Source organism: Bradyrhizobium sp. INPA03-11B, assembly GCF_040446015.1.
Lineage (GTDB): Bacteria > Pseudomonadota > Alphaproteobacteria > Rhizobiales > Xanthobacteraceae > Bradyrhizobium > Bradyrhizobium macuxiense_A.
Window position 1 is genome coordinate 1 of sequence record NZ_JASGSR010000072.1, and the last position, 26,642, is coordinate 26,642.

22 protein-coding genes and 1 other RNA gene are annotated in these 26,642 nt (G+C 65.6%); 10 read left to right on the forward strand and 13 right to left on the reverse strand.

What is annotated here, in order from left to right; all coding sequences use genetic code 11:
* Positions 1 to 182 precede the first annotated feature (182 nt).
* Together QMZ05_RS26325 and QMZ05_RS26330 are read right to left on the reverse strand one after the other, a co-directional pair.
* Positions 183 to 1,154 (reverse strand): S1C family serine protease, encoded by a 972-nt coding sequence (locus QMZ05_RS26325; RefSeq protein ID WP_353703397.1) that lies wholly within the window; start codon positions 1,152 to 1,154, stop codon positions 183 to 185.
* A 240-nt stretch (positions 1,155 to 1,394) separates the two neighbouring features.
* The gene (locus QMZ05_RS26330; RefSeq protein WP_353703398.1) at positions 1,395 to 2,903 is read right to left on the reverse strand and encodes an AMP-binding protein; all 1,509 of its coding nucleotides are present in this window, start codon (positions 2,901 to 2,903) and stop codon (positions 1,395 to 1,397) included.
* A gap of 321 nt (positions 2,904 to 3,224) precedes the next feature.
* Here QMZ05_RS26330 and QMZ05_RS26335 point away from each other — a divergent pair, with 321 nt between their 5' ends.
* Positions 3,225 to 3,545, forward strand: coding sequence for a PilZ domain-containing protein (locus QMZ05_RS26335; protein WP_353703399.1), 321 nt, complete (start codon positions 3,225 to 3,227; stop codon positions 3,543 to 3,545).
* An 11-nt stretch (positions 3,546 to 3,556) separates the two neighbouring features.
* Here QMZ05_RS26335 and QMZ05_RS26340 read toward each other — a convergent pair whose 3' ends face one another.
* The gene (locus QMZ05_RS26340) at positions 3,557 to 4,450 is read right to left on the reverse strand and encodes a LysR family transcriptional regulator (protein WP_353703400.1); all 894 of its coding nucleotides are present in this window, start codon (positions 4,448 to 4,450) and stop codon (positions 3,557 to 3,559) included.
* A 109-nt stretch (positions 4,451 to 4,559) separates the two neighbouring features.
* On the opposite strand from QMZ05_RS26340, the gene QMZ05_RS26345 reads away from it, so the two are divergent.
* Positions 4,560 to 5,552, forward strand: coding sequence for an aldo/keto reductase (locus QMZ05_RS26345; RefSeq protein ID WP_353703401.1), 993 nt, complete (start codon positions 4,560 to 4,562; stop codon positions 5,550 to 5,552).
* 182 nt (positions 5,553 to 5,734) lie between these two features.
* Here the strand turns inward: QMZ05_RS26345 and QMZ05_RS26350 are convergent, their stop codons facing one another.
* Positions 5,735 to 6,766: a peptidoglycan -binding protein gene (locus tag QMZ05_RS26350; protein WP_353703402.1), complete on the reverse strand. Its 1,032-nt coding sequence runs from the start codon at positions 6,764 to 6,766 to the stop codon at positions 5,735 to 5,737.
* 25 nt (positions 6,767 to 6,791) lie between these two features.
* Positions 6,792 to 7,790, reverse strand: a complete 999-nt coding sequence (locus tag QMZ05_RS26355) for a flagellar motor protein MotA (protein ID WP_353703403.1) — start codon at positions 7,788 to 7,790, stop codon at positions 6,792 to 6,794.
* Positions 7,791 to 8,321: 531 nt separating this feature from the next.
* Here QMZ05_RS26355 and QMZ05_RS26360 point away from each other — a divergent pair.
* From QMZ05_RS26360 to QMZ05_RS26370, 3 genes are all read left to right on the forward strand, one after another.
* Positions 8,322 to 9,524 carry an efflux RND transporter periplasmic adaptor subunit gene (locus QMZ05_RS26360; protein ID WP_353703404.1) on the forward strand — a complete coding sequence of 401 codons (1,203 nt, stop codon included), beginning with the start codon at positions 8,322 to 8,324 and terminating at the stop codon, positions 9,522 to 9,524.
* A gap of 6 nt (positions 9,525 to 9,530) precedes the next feature.
* The gene (locus QMZ05_RS26365) at positions 9,531 to 12,683 is read left to right on the forward strand and encodes a multidrug efflux RND transporter permease subunit (RefSeq protein WP_353703405.1); all 3,153 of its coding nucleotides are present in this window, start codon (positions 9,531 to 9,533) and stop codon (positions 12,681 to 12,683) included.
* Between the two features lie 116 nt (positions 12,684 to 12,799).
* Positions 12,800 to 13,933: an AAA family ATPase gene (locus tag QMZ05_RS26370; protein WP_353703406.1), complete on the forward strand. Its 1,134-nt coding sequence runs from the start codon at positions 12,800 to 12,802 to the stop codon at positions 13,931 to 13,933.
* Between the two features lie 14 nt (positions 13,934 to 13,947).
* Here QMZ05_RS26370 and QMZ05_RS26375 read toward each other — a convergent pair whose 3' ends face one another.
* From QMZ05_RS26375 to tkt, 8 genes are all read right to left on the reverse strand, one after another.
* Complete coding sequence (locus QMZ05_RS26375; protein ID WP_353703407.1) at positions 13,948 to 14,742, reverse strand: inositol monophosphatase family protein; 795 nt, start codon at positions 14,740 to 14,742, stop codon at positions 13,948 to 13,950.
* A 223-nt stretch (positions 14,743 to 14,965) separates the two neighbouring features.
* Positions 14,966 to 16,039 carry a tetratricopeptide repeat protein gene (locus QMZ05_RS26380; RefSeq protein WP_353703408.1) on the reverse strand — a complete coding sequence of 358 codons (1,074 nt, stop codon included), beginning with the start codon at positions 16,037 to 16,039 and terminating at the stop codon, positions 14,966 to 14,968.
* Positions 16,040 to 16,046: 7 nt separating this feature from the next.
* Positions 16,047 to 16,736 (reverse strand): thiamine phosphate synthase, encoded by a 690-nt coding sequence (locus tag QMZ05_RS26385; protein WP_353703409.1) that lies wholly within the window; start codon positions 16,734 to 16,736, stop codon positions 16,047 to 16,049.
* Positions 16,737 to 17,762, reverse strand: coding sequence for a class I fructose-bisphosphate aldolase (locus QMZ05_RS26390; protein ID WP_353703410.1), 1,026 nt, complete (start codon positions 17,760 to 17,762; stop codon positions 16,737 to 16,739).
* 202 nt (positions 17,763 to 17,964) lie between these two features.
* Positions 17,965 to 19,032, reverse strand: coding sequence for a class II fructose-bisphosphate aldolase (gene fba / locus QMZ05_RS26395; protein WP_050419548.1), 1,068 nt, complete (start codon positions 19,030 to 19,032; stop codon positions 17,965 to 17,967).
* Between the two features lie 39 nt (positions 19,033 to 19,071).
* Positions 19,072 to 20,268 carry a phosphoglycerate kinase gene (locus tag QMZ05_RS26400; RefSeq protein ID WP_353703411.1) on the reverse strand — a complete coding sequence of 399 codons (1,197 nt, stop codon included), beginning with the start codon at positions 20,266 to 20,268 and terminating at the stop codon, positions 19,072 to 19,074.
* 158 nt (positions 20,269 to 20,426) lie between these two features.
* A complete protein-coding gene (gap, locus tag QMZ05_RS26405) occupies positions 20,427 to 21,434 on the reverse strand; it encodes a type I glyceraldehyde-3-phosphate dehydrogenase (protein WP_353703412.1) in 1,008 nt (335 codons plus the stop codon).
* Positions 21,435 to 21,594: 160 nt separating this feature from the next.
* The gene (gene tkt / locus QMZ05_RS26410) at positions 21,595 to 23,577 is read right to left on the reverse strand and encodes a transketolase (protein ID WP_353703413.1); all 1,983 of its coding nucleotides are present in this window, start codon (positions 23,575 to 23,577) and stop codon (positions 21,595 to 21,597) included.
* Between the two features lie 322 nt (positions 23,578 to 23,899).
* Between tkt and QMZ05_RS26415 the strand changes: the two genes are divergently transcribed.
* The 5 genes from QMZ05_RS26415 to QMZ05_RS26435 all read left to right on the forward strand — a co-directional run bounded on the left by QMZ05_RS26415 (position 23,900) and on the right by QMZ05_RS26435 (position 26,618).
* The gene (locus tag QMZ05_RS26415) at positions 23,900 to 24,220 is read left to right on the forward strand and encodes a DUF4164 domain-containing protein (RefSeq protein WP_050419552.1); all 321 of its coding nucleotides are present in this window, start codon (positions 23,900 to 23,902) and stop codon (positions 24,218 to 24,220) included.
* Positions 24,217 to 24,600 carry a cell division protein ZapA gene (locus QMZ05_RS26420; RefSeq protein WP_021076488.1) on the forward strand — a complete coding sequence of 128 codons (384 nt, stop codon included), beginning with the start codon at positions 24,217 to 24,219 and terminating at the stop codon, positions 24,598 to 24,600. The genes QMZ05_RS26415 and QMZ05_RS26420 overlap by 4 nt, the downstream gene beginning before the upstream one ends.
* Before the next feature lie 282 nt (positions 24,601 to 24,882).
* Positions 24,883 to 25,043, forward strand: a non-coding RNA gene (gene ssrS, locus QMZ05_RS26425) — 6S RNA.
* A gap of 169 nt (positions 25,044 to 25,212) precedes the next feature.
* Positions 25,213 to 25,791 (forward strand): 5-formyltetrahydrofolate cyclo-ligase, encoded by a 579-nt coding sequence (locus QMZ05_RS26430; protein ID WP_353703414.1) that lies wholly within the window; start codon positions 25,213 to 25,215, stop codon positions 25,789 to 25,791.
* Positions 25,792 to 25,793: 2 nt separating this feature from the next.
* Entirely contained in the window at positions 25,794 to 26,618 is an 825-nt protein-coding gene (locus tag QMZ05_RS26435) for a TIGR00282 family metallophosphoesterase (RefSeq protein WP_353703415.1), read from the forward strand.
* The last annotated feature ends 24 nt before the right edge of the window (positions 26,619 to 26,642 follow it).

The following is a 26,642-nucleotide window of genomic DNA, read 5'->3' on the forward strand; positions in this document are numbered from 1 at the left end:
CCCCCATTTTTCACGCTCATCTCGGCTTACGCGATTGCTGGACATGTCTCGTGGGCTCGGAGATGTGTATAAGAGAGAACCTTTGAGCGGAGGGAGCCCCCACCCGCCACGCTGTGCGTGGCGACCTCCCCCGCAAGCGGGAGAGGTGAAGAGAGGGCAATCCGCTCGGAAATCATTTCGCTCTAATGCAGCCGCGGCGCCTTCAGCAGCTTCATCCGGTCGATCGAGGTCAGCGTGACGTCGAAGGTGACGCCTTCGTGATAGACCGTCAGCGGCACGTCGACGCCGGCTGCGCCGAGCGACCAGAGCTTGCGGTAGAAGCCGGTCTGGCTCGTCACCTTGTCGCCGTCGACCGCGAGGATCACGTCGCCGGTCTTCAGCTCGGCGCGCGCCGCCGGTCCCTTGCTGGCAACGCCGACCACCACGAGGCGGTTGTCGATCTCGGTCGTGTACATGCCGAGCCACGGCCGCGCCGGCTTGTCGACACGGCCGAACCTGCGCAGGTCGCTCAGCACCGGGTTCAGCAGATCGATCGGCACGATCATGTTGACGTGCTCGGCGCGGCTCGAGCGTTCGCGCTCGAGCTGCAGCGAGCCGATACCGATCAGCTCGCCGGCATTATTGATCAGTCCGGTGCCGCCCCAGTTCGGGTGCGACGGATAGGTGAAGATCGCCTCGTCGAGCAGATACTCCCAGTAGCCCGCGAATTCCTGCTTCGCCGCGATCTGGCTTGCGACCGAGCGCGTGCGGCCGCCGGCACCACCGAGCACGACATTGTCGCCGACCTGCGTTGCAGCGGACGAGCCGACGCGCAGCGGATCGATGTCGAGCTTGCCCAGCGCCTGCACGAGGCCGAAACCGGATTCGAAATCGAAGCCGAGCGCGTGACCCTCGACCGCGCGGCCGTCGCCGAGATGCAGCCACACCGTGGCGGCTTCGGTGATCAGATAGCCGATCGTCAGCACCAGCCCGTCGTCGATCAGCACGCCGTTGCCTGCGCGTTCGGTGCCGAGCGTCTCGGCGCTGAAAGCATCAGGCGGAATGATCGAATGCAGCCCAACCACGCTCATCAGCGCATGATCGAGGTCATAGCGATAATCTTCAGGGCGGGGCTGAAAGGCCGGCGGCACTTTCGGTTCGGTCGTGGAAGTCATCTGGGATCTCCTGGCGTGCAGGGCGCGCTGGAACCTCAAGGTACTCCGAGGTTCTGCCGGCAGGGAAGATGGAATGATATACCCTGCGCGGCGGCCTGCACAGCTCATCTGGCGTGCAGACCTGCCCCTCGCAAGATAGGTGAATCTATTCGCCTCTACATCGCGATGAGATCTGTCATCGCGCTCTAGCTTCTTGTTTGGGCATGATCTTTCCGGAAAACCGCGACGCACTTTTCCGGATCATGCCTTCGCGCGCGCCGGCATGATGCGGAAGGCGCGGTTGTCCTTGATCCACGCGGCGCGCTCGTCGCGCAGCATGGTGCGGCGGACCTTTCCGGAATCATCGCGCGGCGCGGTGCCGACGCGCTCAAAACTTTCCGGATGCTTGTAGCGGCTGAGCCGGTCCTTGAGGAAATCGCCCATGCCGTCGGCGATCTCCTGCGCATCGGCATCGTCGGCGAGCTCGAGGATCGCATGCACGCGCTGGCCGAATTCCGGATCGGGCAATCCGACCACGACGCAGGAGCGCACATCAGGATGTTCGCTGACCGCGGCCTCGACCTCGGCCGGATAGATGTTGGCGCCGCCGCGCAGCACCATGTCGGCGAGCCGGTCGCCGAGATAGAGATAGCCCTCTTCATCCAGACGTCCGATATCGCCGAGCGATTCCCAACCGTCCGGCCGCCGCTTCGGTGTTGCGCCGAGATAATGATAGGTGGAGCCGACGCCGTCATTGGGCAGGAAGTAGATCTCGCCGGTCTCGCCGGGCGCGACGTCGTTGCCGTCCTCGCCGATGATGCGCAGCTTCGCGGTCTCGCCGATCTTGCCGACCGAGCCCTTGTGCGCCATCCATTCCACGCCCGAGATCACGCAGGCACCTTGCCGCTCGGTGCCGCCATAGAGCTCCCAGACCCGTTCCGGCCCGAGCCATTCGATCCACTTCTCCTTCAGCCAGGGCGGCATCGGCGCTGCCATGTGAAACACGATCTGCAGGCTGGAGACGTCGTAGCGGTTGCGTACCGCCTCGGGCAGCGCCCAGATCCGGTGCATCATCGTCGGCACGAAGTTGACCCATTGCACACGTTCGCGCTCGATCAGCCGCAGCGTCTCCTCGGCGTCGAACTTCACCAAGCCGGTCACCCGTCCGCCGCCGAACAGTGCAAAATGCGACAGGATGAATGGTGCATTGTGATAGAGCGGCCCCGGATTGAGCAGCGAGGTGTCACGCGCGATGCCCAACGTCGGCTCCGCCGTGGTTTCGATCACGGCGGGGTTGTGATCGAGGATCACCTTCGGCCGTCCGGTCGAGCCGCCGCTCGTCATCGCCTTCCAGTAGCGCGCAACCGGCGCATCGAGCGGCTCCTCGGAAAATCCCTCCGGCACGAAATTCACCGGCAGTGAATTCGGCGCATTCCAGTCGGCCTCGCCGCCGACCACCAGCGACGGCTTCAGGATCTCGAGCACGGCTGCGGCCTCGCCGCGCGGCAGCCGCCATGACAGCGAGGTCGGCGTCGCGCCGCATTTCCACACCGCGAACGTGGTCTCGAAGAACGCGTTGCTGTTGGGCAACCCGATCGCGACGAAGTCGCCGGGCTTGACGCCCTTGGCGGCAAAGGCCCGTGCCCGCGCATTGGCGCGGCGCTCGAGCTCATTCCAAGTCAGCGTATCCGTGCCGTGGCTGACGGCGATCGCATCCGTGGGCTTGCGTTCGGCATACCAGCGCGGCACGTCGGCGAGGGGGATCAGCATGGGTCGTTTCCGTCGGAAATGGCGGCTTGAAGCGCTCTTGTTGCAGGGATGTGGCCGAAGCCACGGCCGCCACTTCACCAATAGTGCGGTCGCGGTGTCAAGGTCCGGAACGCCAATGCGGCCGGTATCCCGCTGAGGAAATTGCAGAATCCCCGTTTGCTAAAAGCCGGGTCAAGATTCCGGTAAAGTTCAAGCGATCGCGCTAAGCCGGACTTTACGGCGGGACGGCATTGTGGCCGCTGCGGTTATGTGCCGGGCGCGTCGATCGACCTGCGCGGTCTTGCAAGTTTTCAATGACCAATGTCTTCAAGGACGACGACGATGGCGAGCAATGGAGCACGGATCAAGGTCAGTCGCGAGCCGCGGCGCCAGCTCAACAACCGTGCGGCGTGGATCACGGTCGACGACGGCGTGACCGAGAATGCCTGCGCCGTGGTCGACATCTCGCCCGGCGGCGCCAAGATCACCACCGAGGTCGAGTTCGAGGTGAAGGACCGCCTTGCGCTGACGCTGCTCGCCGACCATGCCAAGCGCTACCCCTGCGAGGTGGTCTGGCGCCGCGGCAAGACCTACGGACTCAAGTTCGTGACCGCGGAGGCGGAGCCGGACGAACCGGCCGCGGAGCCGGTCGGCGCGATCTAGAGCATTCGCGATCAGCCGCGATAACGCAGCGCGTCGACCAGCAGTGCGAACGCCGGAGCGGATTGCCTGCGGCTCGGATAGTAGAGATGGTAGCCGGGAAACGGCACGCACCAGTCGTCGAGCACCTGGATCAATTGTCCCTTGGCGAGCTGCGCGCGCACCTGGTCCTCGGCGACATAGGCGAGCCCCAGGCCGGCCAACGCCGCCTTGATCCGCAACGTGGCGCTATTGAACACTAATTGTCCGTCGACGCGGACCTTGAGCGGGCGGCCACGCCTCTCGAACTCCCAGGCATAGATGCCGCCATGCGTCGGCAAGCGGATGTTGATGCAGGCATGCTGCGTCAGGTCCTGCGGCCGTGTCGGGCGCTCGCGCCGTTTGAAGTAGGACGGCGCGCCGACCACGACCATGCGGAAATCCGGGCCGATCCGCACCGCGATCATGTCCTTCGCAAGCTGTTCGCCAAGGCGGACGCCGGCATCAAAGCGCTCCGCGACGATGTTCGCGAGCCCGTTGTCGACGGTGACCTCGACCTTGATGTCGGGATAGCGCGGCAGGAACTTGGCCAGCGCCGGCCACAGGATCGTCTCGGCGGCGTGCTCGCCGGCATTGATGCGGATGGTGCCGGCGGGTTTCTCGCGCAGGGCGCTCAGCGCGGCGAGCTCGGCCTCGATCTCCTCGAAGCGCGGACCGATGCCATGCAGCAGCCGTTCGCCGGCCTCGGTCGGAGCGACGCTGCGCGTGGTGCGGGTCAGGAGCCGCACGCCCAGCCGTTCCTCCAGCGCACGCATGGTGTGGCTGAGCGCCGATTGCGATACGCCGAGCCGCGCCGCGGCGCGGGTGAAGCTGCGGTCGCGGGCGACGGCGAGGAAGGCGATCAGGTCATTGACGTCGTGACGCGGCATTCATGAACTCTGCTCATAAGTCCATCCAGATTTCTACGTCTAATGGCATGGCGGTGCACGCCTTAAATCCCGCAGCGACGAAATCCAGCCATCGATGCGGAGAGACATCATGCAGAAACGTAGACTCGGTCACAGCAATCTCGAAGTCTCGGCGATCGGCCTTGGCTGTATGGGCTTGAGCTTCGCCTACGGTCCGGCGGTGGAGAAGACCGCGGGCATTGCCATGCTCCGCGCCGCCGTCGAGCGCGGCGTTACGTTCTTCGACACCGCCGAGGTTTACGGCCCCTTCGTCAACGAGGAACTGGTCGGCGAGGCGCTGGCGCCGGTCCGGAGCGAGGTCGTGATCGCCACCAAATTCGGTTTCGATATCGGCACCATGGCCGAGCGGCACCGCGCCTTGAACAGCCGGCCCGAGCACATCAGGGCGGTCGCGGACGCCTCGCTGAAACGGCTGAACATCGATGTGATCGACCTGTTCTATCAGCACCGGGTCGATCCCGCGGTGCCGATCGAGGATGTCGCCGGCACCGTCAAGGACCTGATTGCCGCGGGCAAGGTCCGCCATTTCGGCGTGTCGGAGGCCGGCGTCGGGACCATCCGCCGCGCTCACGCGGTGCAGAAGGTCACGGCGTTGCAGAGCGAATATTCGTTGTGGGAACGCGGGGTGGAAGCGGAGATCCTGCCGGCGCTGGAAGAGCTCGGCATCGGCTTCGTGGCGTACAGCCCGCTCGGCCGCGGCTTCCTCACCGGCGCGATCAATGCGTCGACGACGTTCGCGAGCGACGACTTCCGCAACCTCGTGCCGCGCTTCACGCCGGAGGCCCGCCGTGCCAATCAGGCTCTGGTCGATCAACTCGGCCGGATCGCCGCCGGCAAGGGCGCGACGGTGGCCCAGATCGCGCTGGCCTGGCTGCTCGCGCAGAAGCCGTGGATCGTGCCGATCCCGGGTACCACGAAGCTCAACCGGCTCGAGGAAAACATCGGCGCCGCGCGCATCGAACTGAGCTCCGCCGATCTTGCTGACATCGGCAAGGCCGTCGCCGCGGTCGAAGTGCAGGGCGCGCGCTATCCGGAGCAATTGCTCGGGATGGTCGGGCGCTGAGGAAGTCGAGCCACACACTCAGTGTCGTCCCGGGCTTGACCCGGGACCCATAACCACGAATGGCAATTGTTGCGCGACGTTGGGGCCACAGCGCACTTCAACAACGCAACCCTGTGGTTATGGGTCCCGGCTTTCGCCGGGACGACGGAGGGTTGGTGCGTTGCCGCCAACCTCCCGGCGATTTAGCGCTCCGTCAGCTTCAGCTCGATGCGGCGGTTGCGCTTGTAGGCGTCTTCGGTTTGCGCGGTGTCGAGCGGCTGGAATTCGGCGAAGCCGGCGGCGACGAGGCGCTGCGCCGGCACGCCGAGCGAGATCAGATATTGCACCACCGAGATCGCGCGCGCCGAGGACAATTCCCAGTTCGACTTGAACAGCGGGCTGTTGATGATCGGCCGCACGTCGGTGTGGCCGTCGACCCGCAACACCCAGGCGATCTCGGGTGGAATCTGCTTGTCGAGGTCGATCAGCGCGTTCGCCACGGTATCGAGCTCGGTCTTGCCTTCCGGCAGCAAGGTCGCCTGGCCGGTGTCGAAGAACACTTCGGACTGGAACACGAAGCGGTCGCCGACGATGCGGATATCGGGGCGGTTGCCGAGGATCGCGCGCAGCCGGCCGAAGAATTCCGAACGGTACTTCGACAATTCCTGCACCCGCTGCGCCAGCGCGACGTTGAGGCGCTGGCCGAGATCGGCGATCCGGTTCTGCGATTCCTTGTCGCGTTTCTCGGAGGCGTCGAGCGCCTCCTCGAGCGCGGCGAGCTGGCGGCGCAGCGCGCTGATCTGCTGGTTCAGCACCTCGATCTGCGCCAGCGCGCGCGATGACACGCTCTTCTCGGACTCCAGCGCCTTGTTGAGCTCGTTGGCGCGGCCCTGCGCGTCGTTGCCGGAATTGGCGAGCCCCTCATACAGCCCCTTCATGCGGTCGCGCTCGCCCTCGGCAGAGGCGAGGCCGGCGCGGAGCTGCGACACCTGGTCGTCGAGCGTCAGCTTGGAGAGCTTCTCCAGCGACAGCAGGTCGTTGAGCTGGGCGATCTTGGCGGTGAGCTGCTCCAGCGCCTTGTCCTTGCCTGTCACTTCCTGGGACAGGAAGAACTGCACGACGAGGAACACCGACAGCAGGAACACGATCGACAGCACCAACGTCGACAGCGCGTCGACAAAGCCGGGCCAGTAATTGAAGCCGGATTCGCTGCGGCGCGAGCGGGCGAGGGCCATGAAATTCTCCTTGCTTGCCCCCGGGCTAGCTCTTCTCGGGCTGGCGGGCGAGGCGTTCGAGCAGCCGCTTGATCTCGCGGTTCTGCTCGCCCTGGCCGTCGGCCCATTCGCGGATCATCTGTTGCTCGGTGCGCATATGCGCAACCAGCCCCTGGATCGCCTCCGCAAGATTGGCCATCGCCGCTGTGGTGTTGCGGCCGCCGCCGCCGGCGCCGCCTTCCTCGAACGTGGCACGCAGCCGGTCGATCGCGCCCTGCAGATCGGCGCCGCCGGCCCCGACGCCGTCGCCGGAAATGCCGCGCACGGTGGTGGCGAGCCAGTCCTCGAGGTCGGTGTAGAAGCGGTTCTGGGCCTGGCTCGATTGCAAATCGAGGAAGCCGAGGATCAGCGAGCCGGCGAGGCCGAACAGCGACGACGAGAACGAGATGCCCATGCCGCCGAGCGGGGCGGCGAGGCCCTCCTTCAGCGTATCGAACAGCGCGCCGGCGTCGCCGCCGACCTTGAGCCCGTCGATCACCTTGCCGACCGAGCCGACCGTCTCGATCAGGCCCCAGAAGGTGCCGAGCAGGCCGAGGAACACCAGAAGGCCGGTCATGTAGCGCGAGATGTCGCGGGCTTCATCGAGGCGGGTTGCGATCGAATCGAGCAGATGCCGCATGGTCTGCTGCGAGATCGACATCCGCCCCATGCGCTCGCCGCCGAGGATGGCGGCCATCGGCGCCAGCAGCGTCGGGCGGCGCTCGATCGCAAGGCCGGGATCGGCGATGCGGAAATTATTGACCCAGGCCACTTCAGGATAGAGCCGGATCACCTGCCGGAACGCCAGGACGACACCGATCAGCAGCACCGCGCCGATCAGGGCGTTCAGACCGGGATTGGCGAAGAAGGCGGTGACGATCTGCTTGTACAGCACGACCCCGACCAGGCCGCAGAGCACCAGGAAGACCAGCATCCGCACCAGGAAGATCCTGGGCGAGGACAGCTTGCTCAGTTCGATCTCCATCTCGGATCGGGAAGGGGGCATTGCCGGGTCATCCGTTCGCGAAGGCCGCATCTGTCAGCAATATGGCACAGCGGCTGAGTGAGGAAAGCCGAATCCAAAGGCGGATGGTTGAGACGGGGCGAGCTGTTGCCGCTTTGCGCAGCTTTCGGGGCGGCCGCCGTATCGCCGTTTGCACAGGTCCCCGCCACCACGCGCAGATCGCGAGATCTGGCCGGATTGCACGCCTCGTCGGGGGAGCGGGTGCGACGCGTGCTGATTCGGCCGGAGCGCACGATGTCGCAAGGTGCGGCATTCCTGCGCAGGCAAAATGGCGCGTTCCCGCGCACGCAGTCCCTAAACGCATTCCCACAGCCTGCGATGGAACCCGCTCACAATGCGGTGACAAGATAAAACATGCCGCGAAATCAGGGTGATAGCGTTCTGTGACAATGAGCCGCCCGAGAAACGCATTGCGTCGCAGCAAGCAGATTTTATTTTCACCGCAGCAACGCGAGCGCTGTCGCCGTGACACCGCCGTTCGTTTGCCCAAACCTTTCAGGGGCGATCATCTCAATGTCTGGACTTCGCGCGCAATCGGCATGCATTGCTCTGATGCTGGCCGTGACGGCGCCACTGCTTGCTGGCTGCGACGAACCGAATTCGGCAACCGCCGCCGTGCAAGCACCCGAGCCGGACGTCAGCGTGGTCACCGTGAAGCCGCAGGCGCGCGCGATGGTGCGCGAGCTGCCGGGCCGCATCGCCCCGACCCGCGTTTCCGAGGTGCGCCCGCGCGTCTCGGGCATCGTCGTCAACCGCATGTTCCACCAGGGCAGCGAGGTGAAGGTCGGCGATCCCCTGTATCAGATCGATCCGCGTCCGTTCGAAGTCGAATTGCAGTCGACCGAGGCGGCGCTGGCGCGCGCCAAGGCCGTGCTCGAGCAGACCGCGCTGCAGGCCCGCCGCATCGCGACGCTCACCCAACAGCGCGCGACCTCCGAGGCCGAAAACGAGAAGGCGATCGCCAACCTGAAGCAGGCCGAAGCCGACGTGCAGGGCCGTGAGGCCGACGTCGCACGTGCGAAGCTCAACCTGGACTATGCGACGATCCGCGCGCCGATCGACGGCACCATCGGCGCTGCGGTCATCAGCGAAGGCGCGCTCGTGGTCCAGAACGACGCCGCGAGCCTTGCGACCATCCAGCAGCTCGATCCGATCTACGCCGACTTCCAGCAGTCGGTGACCGAGATGAACCAGCTCCGCCGCGCCTTCGAGAGCGGCGACCTCGAGCGCATCGCGCCTGACGCAATGAAGGTCCGCCTCGTGCTCGACGACGGCTCGATCTATCCGGTGCCGGGCAAGCTGCTGTTCTCCGACGCCAAGGTCGATGCCTATACCGGGCAGGTGACCCTGCGCGGCGAATTCCCCAACCCGCATCGCATCCTGCTGCCGGGCATGTATGTCCGCGTGCTGATCGAGCAGGGCATCGACAGCGATGCGATCGCGGTGCCGCAGCAGGCGATCCAGCGCAATGGCGGCGGCGGCAGCGAGGTGTTCGTCGTCAAGGACGACAATCACGTCGCGGTGCAGCCGGTGCGCACCGGCTCGCTGCAGGGCGGCTCATGGTTCGTGACCGAAGGCCTCAAGGCCGGCGACAAGGTCGTCGTCGAGGGGTTCCAGAAATTCGCCGCCGGCGACAAGGTGCGGCCGCTGGCCTGGCGTGAGATCGACGCTGCGTCGGCACCGGATTCGCAACAGACCGCGCACGCGGTGCGGTGATCCGACATGCCCAGCTTCTTCATCGACAGGCCGATCTTCGCCTGGGTCGTCGCGCTTTTCATCTGTCTGATCGGCGCGATCTCGATTCCGTTGCTTGCGGTCGCGCAGTATCCGATCATCGCGCCGCCCTCGATCTCGATCTCGACGAGCTATCCCGGCGCGTCGCCTGAGAACCTCTACAACAGCGTGACGCGGCTGATCGAGGAGGAGCTCAACGGCGCCGCCAACATCCTGAACTTCGAATCGACCTCCGACTCGCTCGGCCAGGTCGAGATCATCGCCAACTTCAAGCCGGGCACCGACACCAGCCAAGCCTCGGTCGAGGTGCAGAACCGCCTCAAGCGCGTCGAGGCGCGGCTGCCGCGCGCCGTGATCCAGCAGGGCATCCTGGTCGAGGAAGCCTCCTCGGCCGTGCTGCAGATCATCACGCTGAACTCGACCGACGGCTCGCTGGATGAAGTCGGTCTCGGCGACTTCATGATCCGCAACGTGCTGGGCGAGGTGCGCCGCATCCCCGGCGTCGGCCGCGCCACGCTGTATTCGACCGAACGCAGCTTGCGCATCTGGATCGATCCGGCCAAGCTGGTCGGCTACGGCCTCTCGGCCGATGACGTCAACAAGGCGATCACGGCGCAGAACGCCCAGGTCGCCTCCGGCAGCATCGGCGCCGAGCCCAGCACCGACACGCAGAAGATCTCCGCGCAGGTGCTGGTCAAGGGCCAGCTCTCCTCGCCCGACGAGTTCGGCGCGATCATCCTGCGCGCCAATGCCGACGGCTCGACGGTCCGCCTGCGCGACGTCGCGCGGATCGAGATCGGCGGCCTCAGCTACCAGTTCAACACCCGTCTCGACGGCAAGCCGACAGCCGGTCTCTCGGTGCTGCTGTCGCCGAAGGGCAATGCGCTGGCGACCGCGAGCGCGGTCGAGGCCAAGATGAAGGAGCTGTCGCGCTTCTTCCCGGCCAACATCTCCTACGAGATTCCCTACAACATCACGCCGGTGGTGAAGGCCTCGATCGAGAAGGTCCTGATGACCCTGGTCGAGGCGGTGGTGCTGGTGTTCATCGTGATGTTCCTGTTCCTGCAGAACATCCGCTACACCATCATCCCGACCATCGTGGTGCCGGTGGCGCTGCTCGGCACCTGCGCGACCCTGATGGCCGTGGGCTACTCCATCAACATGCTGACCATGTTCGGCATGGTGCTGGCGGTCGGCATCCTGGTCGACGACGCCATCGTCGTGGTCGAGAACGTCGAGCGCATCATGGCCGAAGAGGGCCTGCCGCCGAAGGAAGCGACCAGGAAGGCGATGTCCCAGATCACCGGCGCCATCATCGGCATCACGCTGGTGCTGATGGCGGTGTTCGTGCCGATGGCGTTCTTCCCCGGCTCGGTCGGCATCATCTATCGCCAGTTCTCGGTCACCATGGTGGCGGCGATCGCGTTCTCGGCGCTGCTCGCGCTGTCGCTGACGCCGGCGCTGTGCGCGACGCTGCTCAAGCCGGTCGAGAAGGGCCACGGCCATGCCCGCAAGGGCGTGTTCGGCTGGTTCAACCGCGTGCTCGACAATAGCCGCGCCGGCTACACACGCACCGTGCAGGGCTCGCTGAAGCGCACCGGCCGCCTGATGCTGATCTATCTCGTGCTGTTCGCAGGCGTCGCCTACGGCTTCGTGCGGCTGCCCGGCGGCTTCCTCCCGGTCGACGATCAGGGCTTCATCACGACCGACGTGCAGACGCCGTCGGAGTCGTCCTATGTGCGCACGGAAGGTGCGGTCGAGCAGGTCGAGAAGTACCTGAAGGATCGCGCCGGCATCGAGAACGTCACGTTCCTTACCGGCTTCAGCTTCCTCGGCCAGGGCATGAACACCGCGCAGGCCTTCATCACGCTGAAGGACTGGTCGGAGCGCGGCCCGAAGGATTCCGCTGCCGCCATCGTCGCCGACATCAACCGCGACCTGTCGTCGATCCGCGACGCCAGGATCTCGGCGCTGCAGCCGCCGCCGATCGACAACCTCGGCAACTCCTCGGGCTTCTCGTTCCGCCTGCAGGACCGCGGCCAGAAGGGCTATGCGGCGCTGATCGCAGCAAGCGACCGCCTGATCGCGGAGGCCAATGCGAGCCCGATCCTGCAGAAGGTCTATGTCGAGGGTCTGCCGCCGGCGCCGCAGGTCAATCTGATGATCGACCGCGAGAAGGCCGGTGCGTTCGGCCTCACCTTCGAGGACATCAACAACACGATTTCGACCAATCTCGGCTCGAACTACATCAACGACTTCCCGAACCGTGGGCGGATGCAGCGCGTCATCGTGCAGGCTGACAAGACCAGCCGCATGAACGCGGACGACATCCTGAATTACAATGTGAAGAACAGCCGTGGGCAATTGGTGCCGTTCTCGGCCTTCGCCACCATCGAATGGACGAAGGGGCCCACTCAAATTGCGGGCTTCAACTACTATCCGGCGGTGCGCGTCTCCGGCGAGGCGAAGCCCGGCTTCACCTCGGGCGATGCGATCGCGGAGATGGAGCGGCTCGCCGACAAGCTGCCGCGCGGCTTCGGCTATGAGTGGACCGGCCAGTCGCTGCAGGAGAAGCTGTCGGGCTCGCAGGCGCCGTTCCTGCTCGCGCTGTCGGTGCTGGTGGTGTTCCTGCTGCTTGCGGCGCTCTACGAGAGCTGGACCATTCCGCTCGCGGTGCTGCTCACCATCCCGCTCGGTATTCTCGGCGCCGTGGTGGCGGCGACGCTGCGCGGCCTGTCGAACGACGTCTATTTCACCGTCGGCCTGATCACCATCATCGGTCTTGCGGCGAAGGACGCGATCCTGATCATCGAGTTCGCCAAGGACTTGCGCGCGCAGGGCAAGCCGCTGGTCGAGGCGACGATCGAGGCGTGCAGCCTCAGATTCCGCCCGATCCTGATGACCGGTCTCGCCTTCGTCTGCGGCGTGCTGCCGATGGCGATCGCGACCGGCGCCGGCGGCGCCAGCCAGCAGGCGCTCGGCACTAGCGTGATGGGCGGCATGATCGCCGTCGTGATCCTCGCGCTGCTCTTAGTGCCGGTGTTCTTCGTCAGCGTGCAGCGCGTGCTCGCCGGTGACCGGGAGAAAGTCGAGAAGCCGGAAGTCTACGGCCCGCCTGCGCCGGTAACGGGCGGCCACTGATGTCCGAAATCGATGGAGATCAAGTCGGCGGCTTGCTTGCCCAACATCGTCAATCCAGATTGCAGCTCTGGATTGAACGGGGACCGTACAGGCAACCCGAGGACTGAGAGCATGTGATGCGGCCGACCGACATTGCGATCTCGAACTATCGCTCCATTCGGCGGCTCTTCATGCCCATTCAACCGCTGTCCGTCTTCATCGGCGAGAACGGCGTCGGCAAGTCCAATCTCTACAAGTCACTGTCGCTGTTGCGCGACGCGGCAACCGGCCGGATCACGCGCACGATCGCCGACGAAGGCGGGTCGAACTCGGTCTGCTGGTCCGGGCTTCGCAAGCGAGGCGAGGATGGGCGGCTGCGGCTGGCGGCCAGATTCGAGCACGTCAATTACTCGATCGAGCTCGGACATCCCGGTCCGGTCGAGGCGGCGTTTCCCGGCGAGCCGATGATCAAGTCCGAACGCATCGAGGCGATCCACGGCAAGCGAAAAGTCCTGATGATGGAGCGGACCAATTCGCACGTCAGCGTCCGCGGCGAGAGCGGTGCCTGGAGCGAGCACAGGGATGCGGTGCTGCCGTCGGAAACCGCGCTCGCCGATTTCCTCGACGGCCAGACATGCCCCGAAGTCGGCCTGATCAGGAACGCGTTGCAGAGCTGGCGCTTCTATCACGATTTCCGCACCGATCCGGCGTCGCCGATCCGCAAGCCTTGTCTTGCAATCACGACGCCGTCGCTGAGCGCCGATGGCAGCGATCTGGCCGCCGCCTTGGCAACGCTCAGCGCGATCAGACAGGATGCGGCCGACCTGCAGGATGCGATCGAGGATGCATTCCCGGGCGCCGAGCTCCGGGCATGGGAAGAAAACGGCCGGTGCGAATTCGAGCTGCGACAGGCGGACATGCCGCGGCCGTTCAAGGCCCACGAACTATCCGACGGGACGCTGAAATATATCTGCCTGCTCGCCGTGTTCATGGGCTACCGGCTGCCGCCGTTCATCGCGCTGAACGAGCCCGAGACCAGTCTGCATCCGTCGCTGCTGGCGCCGTTGGCGAGGCTGATCGCCAAGGCATCGCGCCGCGCCGATATCTGGATCGTCACCCATTCGGAGCAGCTGATGGAGGCGTTGCGCAGCGAGAGCGCGGTCCCGTTGCGCCGGGTGATCAAGGCGAAGGGCGCCACGGCCATCGAGGGCCTGACCGCCGGCGGTGAATTTCGTGACCGGGAAGACGATGACGACAGCGACGACGATTAGATCGCGCCGGCGCGCTACTGCCCGAGCGGCTTCAGGATCTTGATCAACTCGCCGTGCACGAACTCGTTGCCGCCGACGACGTGGCCGGTCTGCAGCGGGTCGTCATTGCCCTGGATGCCGGAGACGGTGCCGCCGGCTTCCCGGATCATCAGCAGGCCCGCCGCGAGATCCCAGGGCTGCAGATTGCGTTCCCAATAGCCGTCGAGGCGGCCGGCGGCGACGAAGGCGAGGTCGAGCGAGGCGGCGCCGAAGCGGCGGAAACCCGCGACCTTGCTCTGCAGTGCGGCCATCTCCTGCAGCGCCAGCTGGTGATTGCCGCGGCCGATATGCGGCAGGCCGCAGGCGACTACGCATTCGTTGAGCTGGCGGCGGCCGGCGACGCGCAGTCGCTGGTCGTTAAGGAACGCACCCTTGCCGCGCTCGGCAATGTAGAGCTCGTCATTGGCGGGATTGTAGATCACCCCCGCGATCACGGTGTCCTCGCGCAGCAGTCCGATCGAGATCGCGAATTGCGGGATGCCGTGCAGGAAGTTGGTGGTGCCGTCGAGCGGATCGACGATCCAGGTGTGGCTCTTGTCCGAGCCTTCGCGCTTGCCGCCTTCCTCGCCGAGGAACCCGTAACCGGGCCGGGCCTTTTCGAGGTCGGTGTAGAGCATCTCCTCGGCGCGCTTGTCGGCGAGCGAGACGAAGTTCGCCGGGCCCTTCAGCGAGACCTGGAGATGTTCGATCTCGCCGAGGTCGCGCTTGAGGCTGCGGCCGGCGCGGCGCGCGGCCTTGACCATGACATTGATGAGGGCGGAGTAGAGCATGAGGATGATTTCTTATGTGATTGTGCCGGCCACGGGTTCAAATCCAATCCCGTCATCCTGAGGTGCGAGCGCAGCGAGCCTCGAAGGGTGCACGGCCCCGGACCGGGCCGTTCATCCTTCGAGACGCGCTTCGCGCTCCTCAGGATGACGGGTCAAGCGGGAACGGCGTGGCCGCACCGGATTTCCGGACTGGGTGCCCTCTGGAAGTGGCGCCGTCAAGGCGTCATTTGACGTTGTTTCCGATCCATTTTCGGGCGGCTGCCTCGCCCTTGGCGCGGTCTTCCGGGCTCATATCGGCGAGGATGTCGTCGAGATCGGGGTCGCCCTTGCCGGCGGTCTTGGCGACGGTGTGCCATTTCAGCGCCTCGACCTTGTCGACCGGGGCGCCGGCGCCGGTCGCCAGCACATGGGCCAGGCGGTTCTGCGCGATCGGGCTGTTCTGCCGGGCCGCCTTGCGCAGCAGCGTGATCGCCGCCGGCACGTTCCGCGGCGTGCCGACGCCATTGTAGAGCGCGATGGCATATTCGACCTCGGCGTCGACATTGTCGGCCACCGAGGCGGCCTGCAGCAGCCGCGCCGCCTTTTCGAGGTCCTTCGGCACGCCGGTGCCTTCCTTGTAGAAGGTCGCCAGCGCGTATTGCGCCTCGGGGCTGCCGGCGTCCGCGGCCATTCGCAGCAGCTCGGCGGAGCGCTTGAGGTCCTGCGGCAGGGTCTGGCCGTCGAGATAGAGCAGCGCGAGATTATAGGCCGCCTTCGGTTCGCCGAGCTTGGCCGCCGACGCCAGCAGCTTGACCGCGGAATCCTTGTCCACCGTGCCGCCGCGGCCCGCGATCCGCATCATGGCGAGCGCGAACATCGCCTCGCGGTCGCCGGCATCCGATGCGCGCTTGTACCAGTCGTCGGCCTTGACGTAGTCGCGCTTGACGCCGAGCCCATTGGCATAGAGCTCGCCCAGCATCGTCATGGCCCTGGCATCGTTGTTGTTCTGCGCGCGCACCGTCGCGAGATCGAACGCGGTCTTGTACATGCCGCGCTGATAGGCGCCGTAGACGAGGTCGACATTGGGATCGTCCGGCGTCGGGGTCGGCGAGGGCGTCGGCGTCGGGGTGGGCGTGGCCGCAGGCTTCGGCGCGGGCTTCTTCGCGACCGGCGTATGCACCTTCGGCTTTTCCTTCGGAGCCTCCTTCTTCGCAGGCGGCGGCGTCTGGGCCGGCGGCGTGATCGAGAGCTGCGCCATCGCCCCGCTCGCCAGCATCGTGCAGCCGAGCGCAACACCTATCGGACGCAGGCATTTCATTCCGGCGTCATCCCTCGGCCTTCCCCTCGACCTTGGCCTTGCCGAATGTGCCGGCATGCGCCCGCGCAATCGCCTCGCCGATTTCGACGAGGGCCGCCTTCGCGCCGCGCGGATCGGACCAGATGAAATCCCCGACCAGCACGAAATCCGCACCGGCCGCTGCGAACGCCTCGGCCTCCTCGCGCGAGGTCGCAAAGCCAACGCAGGGCGGCTCGAACAATTCGTCCCACCATTGCAGCCGCTCGGCGATCGCCTCGCGCGACGGCCGCTGGCCCTTGGCGTCGGGCTCGCCGAACAGCACGTAGTCGGCACCGGCTTCACCCGCCGCCATCGAATCGTGGCGCGTCGCGAGCCCGCCGACGCCGACGATGCGGTCGGGCCTCAGCGCGGGCGCAGCCTCTTCCATCGCGGCGACGCCGGTCAGATGCGCGCCATCGGCACCGGCGCGGGCCACGATGTCGGGATGGCCGTCGATCAAGAGCGCGGCGCCGGCGTTCTGGATCGCAGGCGCCAGCGCCTTGACGGTGGAGATCATGCTGCGCGGGTCGCTCTCGCGCAGCCGCACCAGAACGGCCGCGACGTCGGCCGCGGCGAGTAGGTCGGCAAGCTCGGCCGCAAGCCGCGCGGGCTCGTCGACCGGCGGGGTTGCCAGATAGAGGCGCGGCGCCGGCCGCGGCGGAACGGGCTTTGTGGCCAACTATGCCGCCTGTTTTTCGAGGCCGGCTTCCCAATTGCCGGTGCTCGCGAGCCCGTTCATCCGGGCGCGATGCGAGAAGGCGCGCTGGCCCGCGGGCACGTTGTCGGGCTTGCCCGACCACGCCTTCTGCGGCGCGGCCTGCAACGCACGGCCATAGGAGAAGGTCAGCCGCCACGGCAGATGGCCGATCTTGTTCATGGCGTCGAGATGCGCGGTCGCTTCCTCGTCGCTCTGTCCGCCGGAGAGGAAGGCGATGCCTGGCACCGCGGCCGGCACGCAGCTCTTGAGCAGGCGGATGGTCTTTTCGGCGACTTCCTGCACCGACGCCTGTTTCGGGCACTTCTTGCCCGATATGGCCATGTTCGGCTTCAGGATCATGCCTTCGAGCGCGACGCGCTGCACGCGCAATTCCTGGAAGGTGCGGTTCAGCACGCGCTGCGTCACCTCGTAGCAGCGGTCGATGTCGTGATCGCCGTCCATCAGCACTTCCGGCTCGACGATCGGGACGATCTGCGCGGCCTGGCACAGCGCGGCGTAGCGCGCCAGCGCATGGGCGTTGACGCGGATCGCGGTTTGGGTCGGGATTCGCGGTCCGATATCGATCACCGCCCGCCATTTCGCAAAGCGCGCACCGCGCTCGTAATATTTCTTCAGCCGCTCGGCGAGCTTGTCGAGGCCGACGGTCACGAGTTCGCCCGGGCAGTTCGGCAGCGCTTGCGTGCCTTCATCGACCTTGATGCCGGGGATCGCGCCCGCCTGCTCGATCAGCTTGACCAGCGGCGTGCCGTCCCTGGCATTTTGCCAGATCGTCTCGTCGTAGAGGATGACGCCGGAAATGTACTTGCTCATCGCCTCCTGCGAGCGGAACAGCATCTCGCGATAGTCGCGGCGATTGTCTTCGGTCGAATCGACCTTGATGGCGTCGAAACGCTTCTTGATGGTGCCGGAGGATTCGTCGGCGGCGAGGATGCCCTTGCCCGGGGTGACCATGGCGAGCGCAATTTTGTTGAGGTCAGCGAGGTTCATCGGAAGCGTCCTCCAGAGCCATTGCCTTTGCAAACCAAAATAGGCGGTTCTCGGGCAAATGCCTAGAAAACGTTCGTCGCGGCCAGCGTTTGCCGCGGCCGGCGATCAAGCCCCGGGACACCGTTTCCGACTGCGTCGGAGCCGGTGTCCCGCCTTAATGATTCAGGCGATAAGTTGTCAGGCAGATCTGTGCGAACCGCTATTAGGCAATCTTGGGGTCGAGCTGGCCGGCGGCGTAGCGCTTGGCCATTTCCGCGGTGGTCAGCACCTTCTTGATCTTGCTGGCCTGGCCCGCGGTGTTGAACTCCTGCAGGCGCTGCTTGCACAGCTTGGTCATCGCCTCCATCGCCGGCTTCAGGTACTTGCGCGGATCGAACTCTTCCGGATTGTCCTTCAGCACCTTGCGGATCTGGCCGGTCATCGCCATCCGATTGTCGGTGTCGATGTTGATCTTGCGCACGCCGTTCTTGATGCCGCGCTGGATCTCGGCGACCGGCACGCCCCAGGTCGGCTTCATCTTGCCGCCATTGGCGTTGATGATCTCCTGCAGTTCCTGCGGCACCGACGAGGAGCCGTGCATCACGAGATGCGTGTTCGGCAGCTTGCGATGGATTTCCTCGATCACGTTCATGGCGAGGATGTCGCCGTCGGGCTTGCGGGTGAACTTGTAGGCACCGTGCGAGGTGCCCATCGCGATCGCCAGCGCGTCGACCTTGGTCTCCTTGACGAACTTCACCGCCTCGTCGGGATTGGTCAGCAGCTGGTCATGCGACAGCTTGCCCTCGGCGCCGTGGCCGTCTTCCTTGTCGCCCATGCCGGTCTCGAGCGAGCCGAGCACGCCGAGCTCGCCCTCCACCGAAATGCCGCCGAGATGGGCCATGCCGGTCACCGTCCGGGTGACGCCGACATTGTAGTCCCAGTCGCCGGGGGTCTTGCCGTCGGCCTTCAGCGAGCCGTCCATCATGACCGAGGTGAAGCCGGCCTGGATCGCGGTCATGCAGGTGGCGGGCTCGTTGCCGTGGTCGAGATGCACGCAGACCGGGATCTGCGGATAGATCTCGGTGACGGCGTCCATCATATGCTTGAGCATGACGTCGTTGGCGTAGGACCGCGCGCCGCGCGAGGCCTGGATGATGACCGGTGCGTCGACCTCGGAGGCCGCGGCCATGATCGACAGCGCCTGCTCCATATTGTTGATATTGAAGGCAGGTACGCCGTAATCATGCTCGGCCGCGTGATCGAGCAGTTGCCGCAACGTTATGCGAGCCATTCCATTTCTCCCTGTAGTGCGTGTTCGGATTCGAACTAATCAACCCTTTTTCAAAACTTCGACGCCCGGCAGCGGCTTGCCTTCCATCCATTCAAGAAACGCGCCGCCCGCGGTCGAGACATAGGAAAAATCGCCGGCCACGCCTGCCTGGTTCAGCGCCGCGACGGTATCGCCGCCGCCGGCGACCGAGATCAGCTTCTTGGCCCTGGTGCGCTCGGCGGCATGCTTGGCCGAAACCACGGTGCCGCGATCGAACGGCGTCAGCTCGAAGGCGCCGAGCGGCCCGTTCCAGACCAGCGTCGCGGCATCGTCGATCGCGGCATGGATCCGCGCGATCGATTGCGGGCCGACGTCGAGGATCATGCCGTCGGCCGGGATCGCGTCGAGGCCGTAGGCATGGGAGGGCGCGTTGGCGGCAAACTGGTTGGCGACAACGGCGTCGACCGGAAGGATGATCGCGCAGTTGGCGGCGTTGGCCTTCTCCATGATCCGCAGCGCGGTCGCGGCGAGGTCCTTCTCGGCGAGCGACTTGCCGACCGCGACGCCCTGCGCATGCAGGAAGGTGTTGGCCATGCCGCCGCCGATCACCAGCGCGTCGACCTTGTTCACGAGGTTTTCCAGCAGATCGATCTTGGTCGAGACCTTGGCGCCGCCGATGATCGCGATCACGGGCTTGGTCGGCGCTTCCAGCGCCTTGCCGAGCGCGTCGAGCTCGGCCTGCATGGTGCGGCCGGCATAGGCGGGCAGCTTGTGGCCGAGGCCTTCGGTCGAGGCGTGGGCGCGATGCGCGGCGGAGAAAGCGTCGTTGACCCAGATGTCTCCCAGCTTCGCGAGTTCAGCGACGAAGCCGGCGTCGTTCTTCTCCTCTTCCTTGTGGAAGCGGGTGTTTTCCAGACAGAGGATGTCGCCATCCTTGAGCGCTGCAACTGCCGTGGCTGCGGCGTCGCCGATGCAATCCTCGGCGAAAGCGACCGGGCGCTTGATCACCTTCGACAGCGCGTCGGCTACCGGCTTGAGCGATTCCTTGGGATCGCGCCCCTTGGGCCGGCCGAAATGGGCGAGCAGGATCACCTTGCCGCCCTTGTCGGAGATTTCGGTGATGGTGGGGGCAACGCGCTCGAGCCGGGTGGCGTCGGTAACGCGGCCGCCTTCCATGGGGACGTTGAGGTCGACGCGCAGCAGCACGCGCTTGCCCTTCAAATTGACGTCGTCGAGGGTGCGGAACGATTTTGTCATGGGGTCAACTCGCACTAAGAGCGGTCATTCCGGGGCGATGCGAAGCATCGAACCCGGAATCTCGGGATTCCGGGTCTGGTCCTTCGGACCATCCCGGAATGACGGAGGGCAAAGACGCAGATGCCCGGCGCGGGGCCGGGCATCACGAACAGTCGAACTTAAGCCAGCTTGCCGATCGCGACGGCGGTGTCCGCCATGCGGTTCGAGAAGCCCCACTCGTTGTCATACCAGGCCATCACGCGCACCAGCGTGCCGTTCTGCACCTTGGTCTGGTCCATGTGGAAGGTGGCCGAGTGCGGATCGTGGTTGAAGTCGATCGAGACGTTCGGCGCATTGGTGTAGCCGAGGATGCCCTTGAGCTGCTGCTCGGAGGCGCGCTTCATCGCCTCGTTGATCTCCTTGGCATCGGTGGCGCGCTTGGCGACGATCTTGAGGTCGATGACGGAGACGTTCGGGGTCGGCACGCGGACCGAGACGCCGTCGAGCTTGCCCTTCAGCTCGGGCAGCACCAGGCCGATCGCCTTCGCGGCGCCGGTCGAGGTCGGGATCATCGACATCGCCGCGGCGCGGCCGCGATAGAGATCCTTGTGCAGGGTGTCGAGCGTCGGCTGGTCGCCGGTATAGGCGTGGATCGTGGTCATGAAGCCGGTCTCGATGCCGACGGTGTCGTTCAGCACCTTGGCGACCGGCGCGAGGCAGTTGGTGGTGCAGGAGCCGTTGGAGACGACCAGCTGATCCTTGGTCAGCGTGTCGTGGTTGACGCCGTAGACGATGGTGGCGTCAGCGCCGTCGGCGGGCGCCGAGACGAGTACGCGCTTGGCGCCGGCGGTGAGATGCGCCGAAGCCTTGTCCTTCGAGGTGAAGATGCCGGTGCATTCGAGTGCGACGTCGACGCCGAGGGCCTTCCACGGCAGCTTCGAGGGATCGCGCTCGGCCGAAACCTTGATCTTGTTGTCGCCGAGGCTGATCGAGTCGCCGTCGACGGTCACGGTGCCCGGGAAGCGGCCGTGCACGGAATCGAAGCGCAGCAGATGTGCATTGGTCTCGACCGGACCGAGATCGTTGATGCCGACCACCTCGATGTCCTTGCGGCCGGACTCGGCGATGGCGCGCAGAATGTTGCGGCCGATACGCCCAAACCCGTTGATCGCGACGCGGATTGCCATGCTCGTCTCCTCTAATGCTGTTGTCAGCCCCGCGGGAGGGCTCCCACGAGGTTTTTACGGCGGAACGCCCGGTTCGGCCGGGCGCGTACGGAAAAGATGGAGCTTAGGTAATCCTTTTTCGCGACAAGCTCAACCGTGACCCGCGGGTGTCAGGCCAGCGTCAGACGCGCTTCGTGGCGGCGTTAACGACGGCTTCAGCGGTAATGCCGAAATGCGGGAAAAGGTCCTTCGCCGGGGCGCTGGCGCCGAATCCGTGCATGCCGATGAATTCGCCATCATGGCCGATCACGGCATCCCAGCCCCAGCGCACCGCGGCCTCGATCGCAATCTTGACCGGAGCGTTGCCGATAATGGCATTTTGCCGCTCGGCGGGCTGCGCCAGCAGCAATTCCAGCGACGGGACCGAGACGACCCGCGTCGCGATGCCGCGCCCGGCCAGCTGCTTCTGCGCCTCGACCGCGATCTGGACCTCGGAACCGGACGCGAACAATGACACTTTTGCGTCACCCTGCGCCGCGACCAGCTCGTAGGCGCCGTGGCTGCAGGGATTGTCGTTCGGCGCCGTGGTGCGGAGCTGCGGCAGGTTCTGGCGGGTCAGCGCCAGCACGGTCGGTCCGTCGATGCGGTTGAGCGCCAGTTCCCAGCACTCGGCGGTCTCGACCGCGTCGCAGGGACGGAACACGCGCATGTTGGGGATCGCGCGCAGCGCGGAGAGATGTTCGACCGGCTGGTGCGTCGGGCCGTCCTCGCCGAGGCCGATCGAGTCATGGGTCATGACATAGACCACGCCGGTGCCCATCAGCGCCGACAGCCGCATCGCGGGGCGCGCATAGTCGGTGAACACCAGGAAGGTGGCGCCGTTCGGCGCGAAACCGCCATGCAGGAAGATGCCGTTGAGGCACGCCGCCATGCCGTGCTCGCGGATGCCGTAATGGATGAAGCGGCCCTTCGGCGTCTTGGCGCCGAACGCTGTCGCCGACTTTGCCTTGTTGTTGTTGGAGCCGGTGAGGTCGGCGGAGCCGGCCACGAATTCCATCGGCATCGCGGCCGCGATCACCTCGATCGCCGCTTCCGACGATTTGCGGGAGGCGACGTTGAGCGGGTTTTCCAAGAGGCCCTTCTTGAAGGCGCGCAGCCCCTTGGCGAGCGACTGCGGCCGCTCGTGTCGGATGCGGCGCTCGAACTCGGCGCGCTTGCGGTTGCCGAGCTGCGCGAACTGCTCGTCCCATGCTTTGTGCTCGGCGGCGCCGCGGGCACCCGCCTCGCGCCAGGCCTTCAGCACATCGTCGGGCACCGAGAACGGCTCGAGCGAGATGCCGAGCTTCTCCTTGGCGGCCTTGAGCTCGTCGGCGCCGAGCGCTTCGCCATGGGCTTTCGCAGTGCCGGCCTTGTGCGGCGCGCCGTAACCGATCGTGGTCTTGCAGGCGATCATCGAAGGCTTGCTGGATTTCTGCGCGCGGGTGATCGCAGCGGCAATCGCCTGCGGATCATGGCCGTCGATCAATTCGGCGGCCCAGCCTGCCGACTTGAAGCGCTTCACCTGGTCGACGGAATCGGAGATCGAGGTCGGGCCGTCGATCGAGATGCCGTTGTCGTCGTACAGCACGATCATCTTGCTGAGCCGCCAGACGCCGGCGAGGGCGATCGCTTCCTGCGAGATGCCTTCCATCAGGTCGCCGTCGGAGGCCAGCACATAGGTGTGGTGGTTGACGATCTTCTTGCCGAACTCGGCGGCGAGCATCTTCTCGGCGAGCGCCATGCCGACCGCGGTCGCAATGCCCTGGCCGAGCGGGCCGGTGGTGGTCTCGATGCCCTTGGTGTGGAAATTCTCCGGATGTCCCGGCGTCAGCGATCCGAGCTGGCGGAAGCGCTTGATCTGGTCGAGCGTCATGTCCTTGTTGCCGGTGAGGTACAGCAACGAATAGAGCAGCATCGAGCCGTGGCCGGCCGACAGCACGAAGCGATCGCGGTCGGGCCAGGCCACGTCGGCGGCATCGAACTTCAGGAATTTCGTGAACAGGACGGTCGCGATGTCGGCGGCGCCCATCGGCAGGCCGGGATGGCCGGAATTCGCCTTCTCGACGGCGTCCATGGCAAGGCCACGGATCGCATTGGCCATACGGGTGTGATCGACCTGCGTCATGATGAAAAGTCCGCCTGAAATGAGGAGATGATTGCTGGACGCATCGGGGCGGGCAGCCGCGATACGCGCGTGGAAGGGCCTTACGGGTTGGAGGGTGGATTAGCACCTCAATTCCGCAAGTCCAAGGCGATGAAACGCCCCAAAACGGGGAAAAGTTGCTCGAAATCGCCCTATTTCATTGAACGGTGCATAGTTCTGCGCCGCCGTTGCGCTTCCCTCGCTTGCCACGTAAATTTCGTCCCGTAAACGCTTGCCGAACCGCCGCTTTTGCCGTGCGGCAGCCATCTCTAACGGCCTATCTGAGGGGTCCACGCCGCGTGTCATGAGTGATCGTCTCGCCAACGGGTCTGGCAATACCGAGGCACCGCTTGCCGATATCGACGCTGCGACCAAGCGGCTGATGGCCGCGCTCGATGCGCTGGAAAGCTCCGTGGAGCGGCGTCGCGAGGCCGATCGCGACGAGAACGAATTGGCGAGCCGGATCCAGGCGCTCGGCGCCGATCGCTCCCGGCTTGCCGACGAGCTCGACGGATCGCTGGTGAAGACGCGCAAGCTCGAGCGCGCCAATCGCGACATCGCGGAAAAGCTCGACGCCGCGATCGGCACCATACGCGCCGTGCTCGAGGGCGGAGACAGCAGATGAGCCACATCAACGTCACCATCAATGGCCGGCAATACCGGATGGCCTGCGAGGAGGGCCAGGAGGTGCGGCTGCTGAAGCTTGCGGAAAATCTCCAGCAGCGCGTCGAATCGCTGCGCGGCAAGTTCGGCGAGATCGGCGATGCGCGGCTGACCGTGATGGCAGCGCTCACCGCCTGTGACGAGCTGGTCGATGCGAGCGCACGCATCCGCAGCCTCGAGGAAGAGGTCGAGCAGCTGCGCAACGCGCGCACAGCCGCCACCGACCGCGCCCGCGCCACCCAGACCGCGGTCTCCAACGCGCTCAACGCCGCCGCCGAGCGGATCGAGCGCACCACGCAGGTGCTCAACCGCACCATCGGCGGCGGCATCGCGATCGGGTGATCATATCCTTCGGCATCGGGTGATCTTATCCTCCCCTGGAGGGGTCGAGACGAGCGTAGCTCGCTCTGGGATCGCCGCTCATGAAATGAGCGGCGAGGTGGGGTGAAGGTCTCTCCACGCGAACAGTGCCCGTGTTGAGAGATCACCCCACCCCGTCTCGCATTCGCTTCGCTCAATGCGAGCCGACCCTCCCCCTCCAGGGGAGGGTGGAGATCGTGCAAGGTCTGACTGCGTCTTCCTTACCGCTGGCGGATTGCGACAACGATGGCTAGATTAGCCCTCGCGAAGCTGCGTCGTGCGTCAGGAGCCATATATCCCCGGGGCCTTATCGATCCTTTAGGGAACTGTCCCTGGCCGGGTCCGTGGACCCGGACATATGGTGCCCACCTACTTTCGTAGGGAACTCCGGGATCGAGCGCTCCAACGGCCTCTGCGGCTTCGCACTGAATTTTTGCTGTTGCCTTGTCGTCGCGCTGCGGCGGTTTGATTGCGAAGCAGTGTTGTGCCCCGCGATGCGGGGCGTCCAGCGCGCCGCGGCCTGGCCTTGCGAAGCTAGCGTCTCTGAATGATGGATCGTCCGTTGTCGCGGACGACGACAGCGGAAGATGGATCATGCACGCATCTCCATCGAAGGCCGAGCTTCGGGCGCTTGCCCTCGCCAAGCGCGACGCGCTGAGCGACGAGCAGCGCGCGACCGCTGCCGAGGCGCTCGCCAAGCGCGGCGCGCCGTTCGAGATCACGCAAGGCATGATCATCTCCGGCTATGCGCCGATCCGCAGCGAGATCGATCCGGCGCCGTTGATGAAGAAGCTCGCCGACAAGGGTGCGCGGCTCGCGCTGCCCTGTATCAATGCGCGCGGCCAGTCGCTGACCTTCCGCAGCTGGTCGCCGCAGGACCGGCTGATGCTCGGTCCGCTCGGCATTCCCGAGCCTTCGCCGGCCGCGGCCGAGGTGCATCCCGACGTGATGCTGGTGCCGCTTGCCGCATTCGACAAGCTCGGCCACCGCATCGGTTACGGCGCCGGCTATTACGACTATACCTTCGCGCATCTGCGCAAGGCCAAGCACGTGATCGGGGTGGGTGTTGCCTTTGCTGCACAGGAAACCAAGGCCATTCCGGCGCTATCGCACGACGTCCCGCTCGATTATGTGCTAACGGAGCGCAAGACGTTCGATTTCCGGAGTAGCTAGCCTTGCGTATCCTCTTCGTTGGTGACGTCGTCGGCAGGACCGGCCGCACCGCCATAGCAGACCATCTTCCCGGCATGATCAGGGACTGGTCGCTCGACCTCGTCGTCGTCAATGGCGAGAATTCCGCCGGCGGCTTCGGCATCACCGAGGCGATCTATCAGGAGCTGCTGGATGCCGGAGCGGACGCGATCACGCTCGGCAACCACGCCTGGAATCAGAAAGAGGCGCTGGTCTTCATCGAGCGCGCGCCGCGCCTGATCCGTCCCTTGAATTTTCCGCGCCATTCGCCCGGCCGCGGCGCCACGCTGGTCGACACCAAGAACGGCAAGCGCGCGCTCGTGCTCAATGCGATCGGCCGCGTGTTCATGGAGCCGTCGTCCAACGATCCGTTCAGCGCGATCGATCGCGAGCTCGAGGCCTGCCCGCTACGCGAGGGCTGTGACGCCATCGTGCTCGACTTCCATGCCGAGGCGACCAGCGAGAAGCAGGGCGTCGGCTTCTTCTGCGACGGCCGCGTCAGCCTCGTGGTCGGGACCCATACCCATGTGCCGACCGCCGACCACCAGGTGCTGCCCGGCGGCACCGCCTATATGAGCGATGCCGGCATGACCGGCGACTATGATTCGGTGATCGGCATGCAGAAGGAGGAGCCGCTGCAGCGCTTCCTCACCGGCATCCCCTCCGGCCGTTTCGAGCCGGCCGGCGGCGTTGCGACGCTGAGCGGTATCGCGGTCGAGACCGACGATGCGACCGGGCTTGCGGTCAAGGTCGCGCCGGTACGCGCCGGCGGGCGACTCGAGCCTGCGGTGCCGGGGTTCTGGACTTGAGTGGTTCTGCGGATTGGTGATCAG

Excerpts from the sequence above, each read along its gene's own strand:
- QMZ05_RS26430 (WP_353703414.1), top strand. The coding sequence starts at position 25,213 with ATGCACGCATCTCCATCGAAGGCCGAGCTTCGGGCGCTTGCCCTCGCC.
- QMZ05_RS26420 (WP_021076488.1), top strand. The coding sequence starts at position 24,217 with ATGAGCCACATCAACGTCACCATCAATGGCCGGCAATACCGGATGGCC.
- tkt (WP_353703413.1), bottom strand. The coding sequence starts at position 23,577 with ATGACGCAGGTCGATCACACCCGTATGGCCAATGCGATCCGTGGCCTT.
- QMZ05_RS26380 (WP_353703408.1), bottom strand. The coding sequence starts at position 16,039 with ATGAAATGCCTGCGTCCGATAGGTGTTGCGCTCGGCTGCACGATGCTG.
- QMZ05_RS26375 (WP_353703407.1), bottom strand. The coding sequence starts at position 14,742 with ATGCTCTACTCCGCCCTCATCAATGTCATGGTCAAGGCCGCGCGCCGC.
- QMZ05_RS26400 (WP_353703411.1), bottom strand. The coding sequence starts at position 20,268 with ATGACAAAATCGTTCCGCACCCTCGACGACGTCAATTTGAAGGGCAAG.
- QMZ05_RS26390 (WP_353703410.1), bottom strand. The coding sequence starts at position 17,762 with ATGAACCTCGCTGACCTCAACAAAATTGCGCTCGCCATGGTCACCCCG.
- QMZ05_RS26335 (WP_353703399.1), top strand. The coding sequence starts at position 3,225 with ATGGCGAGCAATGGAGCACGGATCAAGGTCAGTCGCGAGCCGCGGCGC.
- QMZ05_RS26415 (WP_050419552.1), top strand. The coding sequence starts at position 23,900 with ATGAGTGATCGTCTCGCCAACGGGTCTGGCAATACCGAGGCACCGCTT.
- QMZ05_RS26340 (WP_353703400.1), bottom strand. The coding sequence starts at position 4,450 with ATGCCGCGTCACGACGTCAATGACCTGATCGCCTTCCTCGCCGTCGCC.
- QMZ05_RS26345 (WP_353703401.1), top strand. The coding sequence starts at position 4,560 with ATGCAGAAACGTAGACTCGGTCACAGCAATCTCGAAGTCTCGGCGATC.
- fba (WP_050419548.1), bottom strand. The coding sequence starts at position 19,032 with ATGGCTCGCATAACGTTGCGGCAACTGCTCGATCACGCGGCCGAGCAT.
- QMZ05_RS26350 (WP_353703402.1), bottom strand. The coding sequence starts at position 6,766 with ATGGCCCTCGCCCGCTCGCGCCGCAGCGAATCCGGCTTCAATTACTGG.
- QMZ05_RS26365 (WP_353703405.1), top strand. The coding sequence starts at position 9,531 with ATGCCCAGCTTCTTCATCGACAGGCCGATCTTCGCCTGGGTCGTCGCG.
- QMZ05_RS26325 (WP_353703397.1), bottom strand. The coding sequence starts at position 1,154 with ATGACTTCCACGACCGAACCGAAAGTGCCGCCGGCCTTTCAGCCCCGC.
- QMZ05_RS26360 (WP_353703404.1), top strand. The coding sequence starts at position 8,322 with ATGTCTGGACTTCGCGCGCAATCGGCATGCATTGCTCTGATGCTGGCC.
- QMZ05_RS26330 (WP_353703398.1), bottom strand. The coding sequence starts at position 2,903 with ATGCTGATCCCCCTCGCCGACGTGCCGCGCTGGTATGCCGAACGCAAG.
- gap (WP_353703412.1), bottom strand. The coding sequence starts at position 21,434 with ATGGCAATCCGCGTCGCGATCAACGGGTTTGGGCGTATCGGCCGCAAC.
- QMZ05_RS26370 (WP_353703406.1), top strand. The coding sequence starts at position 12,800 with ATGCGGCCGACCGACATTGCGATCTCGAACTATCGCTCCATTCGGCGG.
- QMZ05_RS26355 (WP_353703403.1), bottom strand. The coding sequence starts at position 7,790 with ATGCCCCCTTCCCGATCCGAGATGGAGATCGAACTGAGCAAGCTGTCC.